The sequence below is a fragment of the Bacillus cereus group sp. RP43 genome, assembly GCF_040459645.1.
Classification (GTDB): domain Bacteria; phylum Bacillota; class Bacilli; order Bacillales; family Bacillaceae_G; genus Bacillus_A; species Bacillus_A mycoides_C.
The window spans coordinates 3,151,237-3,166,366 of the sequence record NZ_JARVHQ010000001.1 but is presented as its reverse complement, the minus strand read 5'-3'; the positions used below and the strand labels follow the sequence as shown (position 1 = coordinate 3,166,366).

The window sequence follows — 15,130 nt, the reverse complement described above, 5'->3', positions numbered from 1 at the left end:
TTTATGAATATTCAGATTATATACACATTACATTTAGTATAATTGTTTCCGTAAATAAGAGCAATACAGTAAATAATGATTTGTAGTTTTATATAAAATAGTATTGTCAGTAAAAATAGGGGAGGGGAAGGAAAGAGTGATCTCGGTGACCAAAATAAATAGCGTAGGAATTCCTACGCGTAAAGGTTGGAAACATATATCATACGTTTTATGATAAAAAATAATAAATAAAGCCGACTTCATGTAGAGGCTAGCCGCTTAAATTATTACAATTCTTTATTTTTCTCTTTTTTTAATTCTTTTTGTTTATCTAACCAAATATGAATTACTTCTACCAATTATATTGTTTCTATCTCACAATATTCATCTTTACCATCTTCGGCTAAATTGTCTAGCACAGTAGTTGTGTCGTTCCGAATTTCTAAACCGCAAATGTTGCCATTTACTACTCTGTAATTTTTTTCTGCGTTTAAAACACTATGTATTTCTTCTAAAATCCAATCTCCAAAAGTAGAAACTTCAACTCCTAAAAAAGTTTCAACAAGTTTAATTTCTTGAGGAAGTCTCATAACTAAATCTCTATTGTTAAGTACTTCAAAACTATATGGGTATTTTATTACTATTCAACTCCTTTATACTAGCATCACTCTTCTCCTAGTTAAATTATTGTAAAAGTAGATTATTATGAAACTTATCTATCCAATATTTCTCTGATTCAGGTATGAATTCAGTGAAACTTTCATATTTACCTATCCAATCTTTTGGTACATATTCTTCATATGATGCTGGTTCTGGAAACATCGAATATAGTATTTTATCATCAAAGTTAATGAATAACACGGGACTGAAATCTAATAGATCTTCTCCTTCATTTTTACTTTTAATATTTTCAAGTAATAAATAATTTAATTCCTCTTTAGTTACGTTATATTTATTAATCCTTAGTAAAAATACCTCTACATTTTCATTATCTAATACTTTTATTCCATTTCTTTCTTCCATTTCGTAATTATTTTCAATGCTTACACCTAAATTTTTATATGCATTATCTAATTTACTATAATCTAAAAACCATAGTTCTTTATCTGTTACATACCATCTAAATTCATTATTATATATGACGGCTACTACAATGTTTTCTGCATAAAGTGGTTCTAATATCATAACATCCTCCTTTTATTTATACCTTATAATCCCGCCATTCTTGGCGTATTCTTCTCTACATTCAATCCAAGGTGCTGGCAATTCATAAGAATTTCCTGACGTTGTTGGGTCAACTATTTTCAGGACATTTGCCCTTGGTTTAGCGAATTTGATTTAAAGCATTGCATTTTTATTTATAAAATTATCTAACGATTTAGGTATAGCAAATTCAACTACTCCTAAATTAATACCTCTATTATATAAGAAATATTTTGCATGCTCATTATTATCTGTACTTCATCTTAAACTTTGCTAGAAGGGAGGAAGTAATTTAACAGTCAGTGAAGGATGTGAACCTCACAATGATTAGATTTTCATTTTTTCATATTTTCCACTGAATTTTTGACAATCTCTTGAACTGTGCGAAATGTCACATCTGTATTTTACAACCTCTCTTATAGTAAGGGTATGTAAGAGAGACGTATTAAAGGAGTGAACATGATGAAGAAGAAACCTTCAGCACTAATGAGACGTTTAAAATATTTTTTACCAATAGATCGTTATAACGATAATCATACACAAGAAACATATGAAGATCGTGAATGGGAAAATGTGTACAGAAAACGCTGGCAGCACGATAAAGTTATTCGCTCTACACACGGTGTGAACTGTACTGGTTCTTGTAGCTGGAACATTTATGTGAAAGATGGAATTGTAACATGGGAAGGACAAGAGCTTAACTATCCAACAACAGGTCCTGATATGCCTGATTTTGAACCACGAGGATGTCCGCGTGGGGCAAGTTTTTCTTGGTACATTTATAGCCCACTTCGTGTGAAATATCCATATGTACGTGGTGTGCTTTGGGAAATGTGGCAAGAAGAACTACAAAATAACGAGTCACCATTAGATGCTTGGAAAAGCATTGTGGAAAACCCTGAAAAGGCACGCAAGTATAAGCAGGCGCGTGGTAAAGGCGGATTCATCCGAGCGAATTGGGATGAAGTATTACAACTTGTTTCAGCTTCTTTACTTTATACAGTAATTAAATACGGTCCAGACCGAAATGTTGGTTTTTCACCAATTCCAGCTATGTCGATGTTAAGTCACGCTGCGGGTAGCCGCTTTATGCAACTTATGGGTGGGCCGATGCTTAGTTTCTATGATTGGTACGCGGATTTACCACCAGCTTCTCCGCAAATTTGGGGGGATCAAACAGATGTACCAGAAAGTAGTGACTGGTATAACTCTGGTTACATTATGACATGGGGTTCAAATGTACCGATGACGAGAACGCCAGATGCACACTTTTTAGCCGAAGTTCGATATAAAGGAACGAAAGTCGTTTCTGTAAGTCCTGACTTCGCCGAGTCTACAAAGTTTGCGGATGATTGGATTAGTGTGAAACAAGGTACAGACGGTGCACTTGCGATGGCAATGGGGCATGTGATCTTACAAGAATTTTACGTAGATAATCAAGTGGAATACTTCACAAAGTATGCGAAGCAATATACTGATTTTCCTTTCTTTGTCACATTGAAACAAAAAGGAGATCAATTCGTCGCTGATCGTTTCTTAAATGCTACTGATATTAGACGAGAAACAAAGTTGGGAGAATGGAAGCCTGTTCTTTGGAACGAGAACACGAAAGATTTTGCAACACCTCACGGCACAATGGGGTCACGTTGGGATAATGAAAAGAAATGGAACTTGCGTTTAGAAGATGAACAAACAGGTGAAAAGATTGATCCACGTCTTTCTTTACTTGGAATGGAAGACGCTGTAGGAACGGTACAAATTCCGTACTTCTCAGATGATGGAAATAAAGTATTGGAACGTACAATTCCAGTGAAAAAAATTATGACAGAAGAAGGCGAAGTGTTCGTTACAACTGTATACGACTTAACGTTAGCAAATTACGGCGTGAACCGAGGGCTCGGCGGACAAGAGCCGAAAGATTTCAATGACGATGTACCATTTACACCTGCATGGCAAGAGAAAATGACAGGAGTGAAACGAGAGCTTATTATTCAAATCGCTCGTGAGTTTGCACAAAATGCTGTTGATACGAATGGCCGCTCGATGATTATTATGGGAGCTGGTATTAACCATTGGTTTAATTCTGATACGATTTACCGCGCTGTTTTAAATCTTGTTCTTCTCGTTGGGGCACAAGGTGTAAACGGCGGTGGTTGGGCGCATTATGTTGGTCAAGAAAAATTACGACCAGCAGAAGGATGGCAAACGATCGCGATGGCAAAAGATTGGCAAGGGCCACCGAAATTACAAAATGGTACATCTTTCTTTTATTTCGTAACAGATCAATGGCGTTATGAAGATACACCGGTTGGACATTTAGCATCACCAATTGAGGGTAACTCTCGTTATCAACATCACGGTGATTACAATGTATTAGCGGCACGACTTGGCTGGTTACCTTCCTATCCAACATTCGAGAAAAATGGAATTGAATTATATAAAGAAGCTGTTGCTGCTGGTGTAACAACGCAAGAAGAAATCGGAAAATACGTTGCACAAAAACTAAAAGAAAAAGAACTGAAATTTGCGATTGAAGATCCAGATAATAAAAACAATTTCCCGCGCAACTTATTCGTATGGCGTGCCAACTTAATTTCAAGTTCTGGTAAAGGCCACGAATATTTCTTAAAACATTTATTAGGCACAACAAATGGATTAATGAATGACGATAGTGATTCAATACGACCAGAAGAAATTAAGTGGCATGAAGAAGCGCCAGAAGGGAAGCTTGATCTACTCATTAATTTAGATTTCCGTATGGCTGGAACAGCGCTCTATTCTGACATCGTCTTACCTGCTTCAACTTGGTATGAAAAGCATGATTTAAGCAGTACGGATATGCATCCATTTGTACATCCATTTAATCCAGCAATCGGTTCGCCGTGGGAAGCACGCTCTGATTGGGATATTTTCACCGCTCTTTCTAAAGCTGTGTCAGATTTAGCGAAGAAAATCGATCTTGAACCAATGAAAGAAGTCGTTGCAACACCACTTCTTCACGATACACCGCAAGAATTAGCACAACCACTAGGTAAGGTTAAAGATTGGAGTAAAGGTGAGTGTGAACCGATCCCAGGTAAAACAATGCCGCAAATTCATGTTGTCGAACGAGATTATAAAAAGATTTATGACAAAATGACAGCGCTTGGGCCAAATACCGGAAAACAACCGATTGGTACGAAAGGCATTTCTTGGTCAGCAGAAAAAGAGTATGAGCAATTAAAGAGCCGATTAGGAGTGGTTCGAACGGATTCTATTGCGAAAGGGTGCCCTGATATAAAAGAAGCAATTCATGCTGCTGAGGCGGTATTAACACTTTCTTCTACAACAAACGGTCATATGGCTGTAAAAGCATGGGAAGCACTTGAAAAACAAACGGATTTAAAACTACGTGATTTAGCAGAAGAACGTGAAGAAGAATGCTTCACATTCGAACAAATTACAGCACAACCGAAAACAGTAATTACTTCTCCAGCCTTTACAGGTTCTGAAAAAGGTGGACGCCGTTACTCTCCATTTACAACAAATGTGGAACGTCTTATTCCTTGGAGAACGATAACGGGTCGACAATCTTTCTACTTAGATCACGACATGATGAAAGAGTTTGGTGAAACGATGGCAACATTTAAACCAATTCTGCAACATAAACCGTTTCGTAAATCACGACCTGAAGTAGAAGGGAAAGAAATTACACTAAACTATTTAACACCGCATAATAAGTGGTCGATTCATAGTATGTACTTCGATTCATTACCGATGTTAACGCTGTTTAGAGGCGGTCCAACTGTTTGGATGAACAAAGATGACGCGAATGAAGCTGGTGTTGCTGATAATGATTGGATCGAGTGCTTTAACCGTAACGGTGTTGTTGTAGCACGTGCTGTCGTAACGCACCGTATACCGAGAGGAATGGCATTTATGCACCATGCGCAAGATCGCCACATTAACGTGCCTGGTACGAAATTAACAAGTAACCGCGGGGGAACGCATAATAGTCCAACTCGAATTCACGTTAAACCAACGCATATGATTGGTGGATATGGTCAATTAAGCTATGGATTTAACTATTATGGTCCAACTGGGAACCAGCGTGACTTAAACGTTGTAATTCGCAAACTGAAGGAGGTAGATTGGCTTGAAGATTAAAGCGCAAGTCGGAATGGTAATGAACCTAGATAAATGCATCGGCTGCCATACTTGTAGCGTAACGTGCAAAAACACCTGGACAAATCGTCCAGGTGCTGAATATATGTACTTCAATAACGTAGAAACGAAACCTGGAATTGGTTATCCGAAACAATGGGAAGATCAGGAGAAATACAAAGGCGGCTGGGAATTGAAAAATGGTGAAATTCAGCTGAAATCCGGTTCGAAAATGAAACGTCTTATGAATATTTTCCACAATCCAGATCAACCAACAATTGATGATTACTTTGAACCTTGGAACTATGATTATGAAACATTAACAAATAGCCCGCAGCGTAAGCATCAACCAGTTGCTCGTCCGAAATCAGCAATTACAGGCGAATTTATCGACAAAATTGAATGGGGTCCAAACTGGGAAGATGATTTAGCAGGCGGACATATAACAGGATTACAAGATCCGAACGTAAAGAAAATGGAAGAAGAAATTAAAACGGATTTTGAGAATGTCTTTATGATGTATTTACCACGCATATGCGAACATTGTATGAATCCATCTTGCGTATCTTCTTGTCCATCTGGTGCGATGTATAAACGTGAAGAAGATGGGATTGTTCTTGTGGATCAAAATGCATGTCGTGCTTGGAGATTCTGCGTATCATCTTGTCCATATAAAAAAGTGTACTTTAACTGGCAAACGAATAAAGCTGAAAAATGTACAATGTGTTTCCCGCGTATTGAAGCTGGTATGCCAACAATTTGTTCAGAAACATGTGTAGGACGTATCAGGTACATTGGGGTAATGCTATATGACGCTGACAAAGTAAAAGAATCGGCTTCTGTTGAAGATGAAAAAGATTTATATGAATCTCAGCTTACTGTTTTCCTAGATCCAAATGATCCAGAAGTAGCAGCTGAAGCGAAAAAACAAGGTATTCCTGAAGAGTGGATTAAAGCAGCACAAGAGTCACCAATCTATAAAATGATTATCGATTGGAAAATTGCTCTGCCTCTTCACCCAGAGTACCGTACAATGCCAATGGTTTGGTATATCCCGCCCCTTAGCCCAATTATGAATATGGTGGAAGGGAAAGGTAGTAACTGGCAAGCAGAAGAGATTTTCCCTGCTATCGATAATATGCGTATTCCAATTCAATATTTAGCGAATTTACTCACTGCAGGAGATGAATCACACATTCGTCTTACATTGAAAAAAATGGCTGTCATGCGAATGCATATGAGAGCATTGCAAATTAATAAAGAACCAAATGAAGCTGTATTAAAAGAACTTGGATTAACGAAACAGGATGTAGAAGATATGTATCGTCTTCTTGCTATCGCAAAATATAAAGATCGCTTCGTCATTCCGGGCACTCACCGTGAACAAGTTGCAGATTTATATAGCGAACAAGGAAGCTGTGGTCTTTCCTTCACAGGTGGTCCAGGCTCTTGTATGACAATTTCTTAAATAAAGGGGGCAGAAAATGATGAAACAAAGTTTACAAACTGCTTTTTCTTGTTCTTCTTTTCTTCTCTCCTACCCAGAACCTGGGTGGGGAGAAGCTTTAATTGAATTACAAGAAGAGATTGAAGCGATTGAACAGGAAGACGTTAAAGCAGCACTTACAGCATTTATAAAACAAGCACAGGGTAAAACGAATGCTCAATTAATTGATACTTACGTATATACATTCGATTTTGGTAAAAAGACAAATATGTATTTAACTTATATGAACACAGGTGAACAAAGAGAAAGAGGTATTGAATTATTAGAGTTAAAACAGCATTATAAAAAATCTGGTTTTGAAGTAACAGATAAAGAACTACCGGATTATTTACCGCTTTTGCTTGAGTTTTTTGCAAATGCAAATGAGCAAGATAGTGAGCCAATTATGAGTAAATACAAGGAAAATATACAAGCATTGCACGTTCAATTAAAAGAAGCTGATAGTATGTATGAACCAATTCTTGCAGCTATACTCCTCGCCATCGATACATGGGGTGTACAGACAAATTAGAAAGGAGAGTTGTCAAAATGATGGATCAATTTCTATGGGTGTTGTTTCCCTATATCATTTTTGCAATCTTTATCGGTGGACATATTTTCAGATACAACTATGATCAATTTGGATGGACATCAAAATCTAGTGAACTATTAGAGAAGAAAATGCTCCGGGTCGGAAGTCTATTATTCCACTTTGGGATCATGTTCGTAATTGGCGGTCATGTTATGGGGATTTTAATTCCAGAGTCCGTATACCGTTCAATAGGTATTTCTGAACATATGTATCATGTAGTAGCAATTAGTTTCGGACTTCCGGCAGGTGTTGCTTCTATCATCGGTTTAATTATATTAACGTATCGCCGTATAACCGTAAAACGCATCATTGCAACGAGTACAACGGGAGATTATATTGCGCTTATTTTATTACTTATCGTAATGCTGGCAGGACTTTCCTCAACATTTTTAAATATCGACTCAAAAGGATTTGATTATCGTACAACGATCGGTCCTTGGTTCCGAAGTCTCTTTATTTTCCAACCGAAAGTTGAATATATGATGGAAGTGCCTGTATGGTTTAAAATTCATATTATTGCAGCGATGGGTCTATTCGCAGTATGGCCGTTCACTAGACTTGTACATGTATTTAGTGCTCCAATTAAATACTTAAGCCGTAGTTATGTAATTTACAGAAGACGTATTCCTAATGAATTAAAAAAATAATAACGCTTTGAACAAATAGCAGCTAAAACGAAACGGGGTCTAATATGGAAGGCCTCGTTTTTATTAATATAGGGGAATAACCGTGTACTTTATAATGAAAAAGTAACGTAATATGAAAAAAGATTAGCATCTAAATAAGATGCTAATCAATGCTACAAACAGAGGTAGAACAATCTTCACAAGCAATTTCACATTTTAAAAATTGTAAATCATGAATTGTAATCTTTCCTTTAGTTATAGAAATCGTACCCTTTTTTTTCAAATCATTTAACATTCGATTTACGCTTTCACGGGAAGTTGCACAGAAGTTCGCAAGTTCTTGATTCGTTAATGGTAAATCGATGAGAATACCATTTTCCTTTAACACACCATAACTATTTGTCATTCGTATGAGAGTAGAATACAGGGCACCTTTTTTGCCGTGTAATACTAAATCTCGGAACTTCGTTTGCATTCTTCTTAAATGTTCACTAATCCATTTCATAAATTCAAATACAAGTGCGGGTTTTTGGAGTAATGCTTTTTCTAAGGTTTCACGCTTTATTACTCCTACTTCAACATCTTCAAGGCATTTTGAATTTAATAAATACTTCGCATTGTCCGTGAATAATGTTAATTCTCCAATAATGTCGTATGCCGAACAAATACGGAGTGTTAATTCTTGCCCGTCAGCACTTAGTTTACTAATTTGTACTTTTCCTGAGTGGATGATATAGAGTTCTGTTGCTTCCATACCTTCTTGAAAAATAAAACTTCCTTTTTTTATCTGCATTTTATATTCAACAGATGCAAGTAATTCCTTTAAATCTTGAGATAATGTCATACTGTTTGCCACAGCAATCACCTTTCTTCTTATAAGCAATACATTTCCTATTTTGAGTGTAAGTATGATGAAAATGCAAGAGCTATTTTAAAAAAAAATGAAATTTCAATGACCGTAAGGGGAGGCGATTTTAAGTTTTTAGTTTGAAAGATTTAATACGTAAAGTAGAAGAGACTAAAGATGTGAACAAAATTCGAACGGATTTGTGAAGAATTTTTGAATGGGGAAAGTAATGTGAGAAAAGTCACATTGAATATGTAGCTTCTTTTTTATAATAAAGGCAAATAAAAAATATGAAACATACTAAGGATTGCAGTAGAAAAGAAGGGATATAGATGCACGAGAAGATGAGGGATTCGTTAGAGCGGCCACTTCAAGATTTACGTATTTCAGTTATTGATCGTTGTAATTTTAGGTGCACATACTGTATGCCAGCTGAAGTGTTCGGACCTGATTATGCTTTTTTACAGGAAGAGTTTTTATTAACATTCGATGAAATAGAACGATTAGCTAGATTATTTATAAGTATGGGAGTCAATAAAATTAGACTTACTGGCGGTGAACCTTTATTGCGTAAAGATTTATCGAAGTTAATTGCAAGGCTTGCAAAGCTAGAAGGTTTAACGGATATTGGACTCACAACAAATGGTATTCATTTAGCAAAACAAGCAAAGGCGTTAAAAGAAGCGGGATTAAAACGTGTAAATATTAGTTTAGATGCGATAGAGGATCACGTCTTCCAAAAAATTAATGGACGAAATGTAAGTACAAAACCTGTATTGAAAGGAATTGAAGCAGCAAAGGCAGCTGGATTAGAAGTAAAAGTAAATATGGTCGTAAAAAAAGGGATGAATGATAGTCAAATTCTACTTATGGCCCGTTATTTTAAAGAACAAGAAATTCAGCTCCGTTTTATCGAGTTTATGGATGTGGGCAGTACGAACGGTTGGAACTTTGAACAAGTCATTAAGAAGGAACAATTAATAGAGAAAATTAATCGTGTATATCCGATTGAGCCCGCCCAGCCTCGTTACTTTGGAGAAGTAGCTAAAGTGTATCGATATGTAGGGAGCAATGCAGAAGTTGGCTTTATTACTTCTGTTTCTGAGTCATTTTGTTCTTCTTGTACGAGAGCTCGTATTTCGGCAGACGGAAAGTTTTTTACATGCCTATTTGGAACGAAAGGAACGGATTTGCGAACGCTTCTTCGAGAAAATATTTCTGATGCATCACTATTAAAAATTTTACAACATACATGGGAGTTTAGAAAAGATCGGTATTCAGATGAAAGAAAAGCTGAAAGTGCAAATAAACGTCCAAAAGTAGAAATGTCTTACATTGGTGGATAACGAAAGGAGGGTTCCCTATGCAAGAGCGTTATTCAAGGCAAGTATTGTTTTCTAGAATTGGTGAAATGGGACAAAGAAAAATCAGAGAAAAGCATGTGCTCCTAATCGGTGCGGGTGCACTAGGAGCTGCGAATGCAGAAGCGCTCGTTAGGATGGGAATTGGGAAATTGACAATTGCTGACCGTGACTACGTTGAATGGAGTAATTTACAAAGACAACAGTTATATACAGAAGAAGATGCACAGCAGTGTAATCCAAAAGCAATTGCAGCGGCAGAGCATTTAAGAAAAATTAATTCTGAAGTAGAAATTGTACCTGTTGTAACGGATGTTACAATGCAAGAAATGGAAGAGTTAACAAAAGAAGTAGATCTCATATTAGATGCGACTGATAATTTCGATACGCGCCTACTTATAAATGACATTTCACAAAAAGAAAATATACCTTGGATATACGGTGGATGCATTGGAAGTTACGGTGTAACGTATACGATTCTTCCTGGAGAAACACCATGTTTTCGCTGCTTGATGGATCATCCTATGGGCGGTGCAACATGCGATACAGCCGGAATCATTCAGCCAGCGGTACAAATGGTTGTTGCTCACCAAGTAACAGAAGCGATGAAAATATTGGTGAATGATTTTGAGGCGTTAAGAGGAGCAATGTTATCATTTGATATTTGGAACAATCAATATCTCTCATTAAAAGTAAATAGGCAGAAAAAAAGTACATGTCCATCTTGTGGGAATGTACGCACGTACCCAAGTTTAACATTTGAAGCACAGATGAAAACGGAAGTGCTATGCGGACGGAATACAGTTCAAATCCGTCCAGGAATAAAGAGAATTCTTAATTTAGAAGAAATTCAAAAGCGCTTACAAAAAAGTGTGAATGTCAAAAAAACTCCATATGTACTATCGTTTCTAGTAGAGGAATATCGTTTTGTTTTATTTACAGACGGCAGAGCGTTTATTCATGGGACTAATGATATGAAAATGGCAAAACGGTTATACGCAAAATATATAGGATGACCAGAAAGAGAGTTTCTTCTTATCAAAACGAGGTGAAAAAGAATGTTAGAAAAACGTAGACCAATTCCAGTAGCAGAAGCAGTTGCACGCGTAATGGAGTATGCTCATCAAGGTGAAATAGAAAAGGTTTCTCTTATAGACAGCTACGGTAGAACGCTTGGAGAAGATGTTATTGCAGATCATGATGTCCCGCATTTCGATCGCTCTCCGTACGACGGGTTTGCGATTCGAGCAGAAGATACAAAAGAAGCAAGTAGCAGTAACCCAATTCAGTTTGAAGTGGTAGGTGAAATTGGAGCAGGTTTTGTTTTTAAAGAGGAAGTAAAAGCATTTCAAGCTGTACGTATTATGACAGGAGCCGCAATTCCAGCGGGGGGTAATGCTGTTGTTATGTTAGAGCTAACGGAAGGGTTTGAAGAAAACGAAAAGACTTATATGACATTAAAACGCTCTTTCGCTGCTGGTGATAACATTTCTTTTCAAGGAGAAGATGTAAAACAAAATGCCATACTTGTGAAAAAAGGGACTTCTATTAACCCTGGAGTAGCGGCGCTTCTTGCTACGTTTGGTTATAGTTCAGTAGATGTTATAAAACAGCCGGTTATTGGAATTGTGACGACAGGAAGTGAACTGCTTGAGGTACATGAACAATTAAAGCCAGGGAAGATTCGAAATAGTAATTCTTATATGATTGCTGCTCAAATTGAACGAGCGGGCGGAGTTGTACAGTATTATGGACAATTCGCTGACGATTTTGAGACGTGTTATAACACTGTAAAAAAAGCGATAAAAGAAGTTGATATATTAATTACAACTGGTGGCGTTTCAGTAGGAGACTATGACTATTTACCTGCTATTTATGAGAAATTACAAGCAAATGTACTTTTCAATAAAATAGCGATGCGACCAGGAAGCGTGACTACTGTCGCTGAGCTAGAAGGAAAATTATTATTTGGTCTATCTGGTAATCCTTCTGCTTGTTATGTCGGATGTGAATTATATGTTCGACCAGTCATTGGAACATACTTGCACAGGAAAGATCCGCACTTATATCGAGCAGAAGCAATTTTACAGAAAGACTTTCCGAAAGCAAACCCATTTACTCGTTTTGTAAGAGGGAGCGTGGAAATTGTAGATGGCCAATTGCAAGTTACACCAGTTGGTTTAGATAAATCTAGTGCAATTTCTTCACTTGCAGAAGCGAATGCATGTATCGTCCTGCCGGGAGGAACGAGAGGTTTTGAAGCAGGAATAACCGTTTCGGTACTGTTATTAGAATTAAACGTCGGAAGTGAGTGGCCGTGGGAAGAGCCACTTCGATCATATAAGTAACAGAAAAATAGATTGCTAATTTATACAAAGATAAGAGGTGCAAGATGACACATACGTATTATGAAGTAATTGATACACCTATTTCAATTGAAGATGTTACAAGTAAAGTAATTCGCCGTGAGTGCGGTGCGGTTACTACTTTTATTGGCACTGTCAGAGAATTGACGAAAGGGCGTCGTACGCTTTATTTAGAGTATGTAGCTTATAAGACAATGGCAGAAAAACAGCTTGAGAAAATTGGTGCTGAAGTAGAAGCAAAGTGGCCTGGGACATATGTGGCAATTACACATCGCATTGGTACATTACAAATTTCTGATTTGGCTGTTGTCGTCGCTGTTGCTACTCCACATCGGAAAGCGGCCTATGAGGCGAATGAATATATTATGGAACGTATAAAACAAATTGTTCCGATTTGGAAAAAAGAGTTTTGGGAAGATGGTGAGTCGTGGATAGGCGATCAGTTAGAGAAAACAGCATATGGTAATGGCGAGCCTGGAAAGGAGATGAGAATATGATTGAAGTACTATTATTTGCACATTTGCAAGAAGAAGCAAGTAAGCCGTCCATGCAAATAGATTGTGAAAATATTACGGTTGCTGAACTAAAGGAAGTTCTCATTAAGAAATACAATGTAGCGATTTCAAGTGAGATAATGGTCGCCGTAAATGAAGAATATGCAAATGAGGATGACATCATTCAAACTGGCGATGTCGTAGCAATGATTCCGCCAGTAAGTGGTGGTTGATTCTTTTCAGCCTAATCATGTTAGGACGTGATTAGGCTGGAGAGAATGAATATAACTATGCATACATAGGAGGGAACAGGATGAAAAGTCCTAATTTTCAATTAAGTTTACAAACTGCTAATCTAGTTATCGGTTTTATGGTATGGGTCATTTTATCATCATTAATGCCTTATATTAAAGCGGATATTCCATTAACTGCAGGACAAATTTCTATGGTAACAGCAGTACCGGTTATTTTAGGTTCTATTCTTCGCATTCCAATTGGTTATTGGACGAATCGTTACGGAGCAAGAAAATTATTCTTTATTAGTTTTATTCTTTTATTATTCCCCGTCTTTTACATTAGTGTTGCCAATTCTATGATGGATTTAATTATTGGTGGCTTATTTGTAGGGATCGGTGGTGCTGTATTCTCTGTAGGCGTAACGTCTCTACCAAAATACTTCCCGAAAGAGAGTCACGGTTTTGTAAATGGTATTTACGGTGTGGGTAACGCTGGAACAGCAATTACTTCATTTTTAGCACCTGTTATTGCAACTTCAGTTGGCTGGAGAACGACAGTACAGTGTTATTTAATTTTACTTGCAGCATTTGCACTTATGAACTTTTTATTAGGCGATCGTAAAGAAAAAAAGGTGAATACACCATTAATGGAACAAATAAAAGGTGTATATAAAAATGAAAAACTGTGGTTTTTATGTATCTTTTACTTTTTAACATTCGGATCATTTGTTGCATTTACAGTATACTTACCAAACTTTTTAGTATCTCACTTCGGATTAGAGAAAGTAGATGCAGGTATGCGGACAGCTGGATTCATCGTATTAGCAACAATTATGCGCCCGATTGGTGGTTGGCTCGGCGATAAATTTAATCCATTTAAAATATTAATCTTCGTATTTATCGGTTTAACACTTTCAGGTATTATTTTATCATTTATGCCAAGCATGAACGTATACACATTTGGTTGCTTACTAGTCGCATTTTGTGCAGGTATTGGAAATGGTACAATTTTCAAGCTTGTGCCAATGTACTTCTCTGAGCAAGCAGGGATTGTAAATGGAGTTGTGTCAGCTTTAGGTGGACTAGGAGGGTTTTTCCCGCCATTAATTTTAACATTACTATTCCAACTGACAGGTCATTATGCAATTGGATTTATGGCGTTATCAGAAGTAGCGCTTGCTTGTTTAATCATTACAGTGTGGATGTATAGCCAAGAGAAATTGTTAGTGATGTTAAAGAATCATTAATAAGGAAAAAGGATGTCTAGTAGAGACATCCTTTTTTGAATAAAAGAGAATGAATTGTTTTGTTACGTAAGAATTTTATACTTATTGATTTAATGAGATTTTTCCGCATAATTGTAACTAAGGGGGATGATTCCAAGTTGAGTAAACAGAATATCAGCACAACAGTTTCAGGAGATATAATTGTTACCCATCTAGTTGGCAATATAAAAACAGATGATGTGTATGAATGGTTTAATGGTTTCGAGCAGGTTTGTCAGCAATTCATTTCCGAAGGGCGGAAATACAAATTGTTGGTGGATAGAAAAGGATACACGCCAAATCATTTTTCTGTTCAAAAAGTATGGAAAGAGAAGTTCTTCAATGAAACCATTTTGAATCATAGTAAGGCAATTGCATTTCTTCTTGAAGAAGGGGAGATACTGAATTATTTGCAACAATCCAATACAAAAGAATCCGTGAAATTTTTTGATGATTATGAACAAGCGCTAATTTGGTTGAATGAATACCCAATATAAAAACTGAATTGAACGAGTTGCTCGTAATGTTGTAC

Annotated in this window: 13 protein-coding genes and 1 pseudogene; 11 read left to right on the top strand and 3 right to left on the bottom strand. The window is 36.9% G+C overall.

The genetic code is table 11. The features are described from left to right. Nucleotides 1–341: 341 nt before the first annotated feature. Together QCI75_RS16485 and QCI75_RS16480 are read right to left on the bottom strand one after the other, a co-directional pair. Nucleotides 342–617 (bottom strand): annotated as a pseudogene (locus QCI75_RS16485) (hypothetical protein); the annotation flags it as partial. Between the two features lie 46 nt (nt 618–663). Next, on the bottom strand, nt 664–1,164 hold the full coding sequence (locus QCI75_RS16480) for a hypothetical protein (protein ID WP_353760845.1): 501 nt from the start codon (nt 1,162–1,164) through the stop codon (nt 664–666). 477 nt (nt 1,165–1,641) lie between these two features. Between QCI75_RS16480 and QCI75_RS16475 the strand changes: the two genes are divergently transcribed. The 4 genes from QCI75_RS16475 to narI are packed head-to-tail and all read left to right on the top strand — an operon-like array spanning nt 1,642 to nt 8,050. Continuing rightward, nucleotides 1,642–5,328: a nitrate reductase subunit alpha gene (locus QCI75_RS16475; RefSeq protein WP_353760844.1), complete on the top strand. Its 3,687-nt coding sequence runs from the start codon at nt 1,642–1,644 to the stop codon at nt 5,326–5,328. After that, a complete protein-coding gene (gene narH / locus QCI75_RS16470) occupies nt 5,318–6,793 on the top strand; it encodes a nitrate reductase subunit beta (protein WP_353760843.1) in 1,476 nt (491 codons plus the stop codon). Before QCI75_RS16475 ends, narH begins: the two co-directional genes overlap by 11 nt. Nucleotides 6,794–6,812: 19 nt before the next feature. Further along, nucleotides 6,813–7,343 carry a nitrate reductase molybdenum cofactor assembly chaperone gene (gene narJ / locus QCI75_RS16465; protein WP_144504316.1) on the top strand — a complete coding sequence of 177 codons (531 nt, stop codon included), beginning with the start codon at nt 6,813–6,815 and terminating at the stop codon, nt 7,341–7,343. A gap of 17 nt (nt 7,344–7,360) precedes the next feature. Next, entirely contained in the window at nt 7,361–8,050 is a 690-nt protein-coding gene (gene narI / locus QCI75_RS16460; protein WP_353760842.1) for a respiratory nitrate reductase subunit gamma, read from the top strand. Nucleotides 8,051–8,192: 142 nt separating this feature from the next. On the opposite strand, the gene QCI75_RS16455 is transcribed toward narI, so the two are convergent. Further along, nucleotides 8,193–8,885, bottom strand: a complete 693-nt coding sequence (locus tag QCI75_RS16455) for a Crp/Fnr family transcriptional regulator (protein WP_000013862.1) — start codon at nt 8,883–8,885, stop codon at nt 8,193–8,195. A gap of 323 nt (nt 8,886–9,208) precedes the next feature. Here QCI75_RS16455 and moaA point away from each other — a divergent pair, with 323 nt between their 5' ends. The 7 genes from moaA to QCI75_RS16420 all read left to right on the top strand — a co-directional run bounded on the left by moaA (nt 9,209) and on the right by QCI75_RS16420 (nt 15,095). Continuing rightward, nucleotides 9,209–10,222 carry a GTP 3',8-cyclase MoaA gene (moaA, locus tag QCI75_RS16450; RefSeq protein ID WP_353760841.1) on the top strand — a complete coding sequence of 338 codons (1,014 nt, stop codon included), beginning with the start codon at nt 9,209–9,211 and terminating at the stop codon, nt 10,220–10,222. A 17-nt stretch (nt 10,223–10,239) separates the two neighbouring features. Further along, a complete protein-coding gene (locus QCI75_RS16445; RefSeq protein WP_144507535.1) occupies nt 10,240–11,253 on the top strand; it encodes a molybdopterin-synthase adenylyltransferase MoeB in 1,014 nt (337 codons plus the stop codon). 42 nt (nt 11,254–11,295) lie between these two features. Continuing rightward, nucleotides 11,296–12,585, top strand: coding sequence for a molybdopterin molybdotransferase MoeA (locus QCI75_RS16440; protein ID WP_144507533.1), 1,290 nt, complete (start codon nt 11,296–11,298; stop codon nt 12,583–12,585). A 44-nt stretch (nt 12,586–12,629) separates the two neighbouring features. After that, nucleotides 12,630–13,100, top strand: coding sequence for a molybdenum cofactor biosynthesis protein MoaE (locus QCI75_RS16435; RefSeq protein ID WP_144507531.1), 471 nt, complete (start codon nt 12,630–12,632; stop codon nt 13,098–13,100). After that, complete coding sequence (moaD, locus tag QCI75_RS16430) at nt 13,097–13,330, top strand: molybdopterin converting factor subunit 1 (protein ID WP_144507529.1); 234 nt, start codon at nt 13,097–13,099, stop codon at nt 13,328–13,330. Before QCI75_RS16435 ends, moaD begins: the two co-directional genes overlap by 4 nt. Nucleotides 13,331–13,410: 80 nt before the next feature. Then, on the top strand, nt 13,411–14,580 hold the full coding sequence (narK, locus tag QCI75_RS16425) for a nitrate transporter NarK (RefSeq protein ID WP_144507527.1): 1,170 nt from the start codon (nt 13,411–13,413) through the stop codon (nt 14,578–14,580). A gap of 92 nt (nt 14,581–14,672) precedes the next feature. Then, complete coding sequence (locus QCI75_RS16420) at nt 14,673–15,095, top strand: STAS/SEC14 domain-containing protein (protein WP_235676392.1); 423 nt, start codon at nt 14,673–14,675, stop codon at nt 15,093–15,095. The last annotated feature ends 35 nt before the right edge of the window (nt 15,096–15,130 follow it).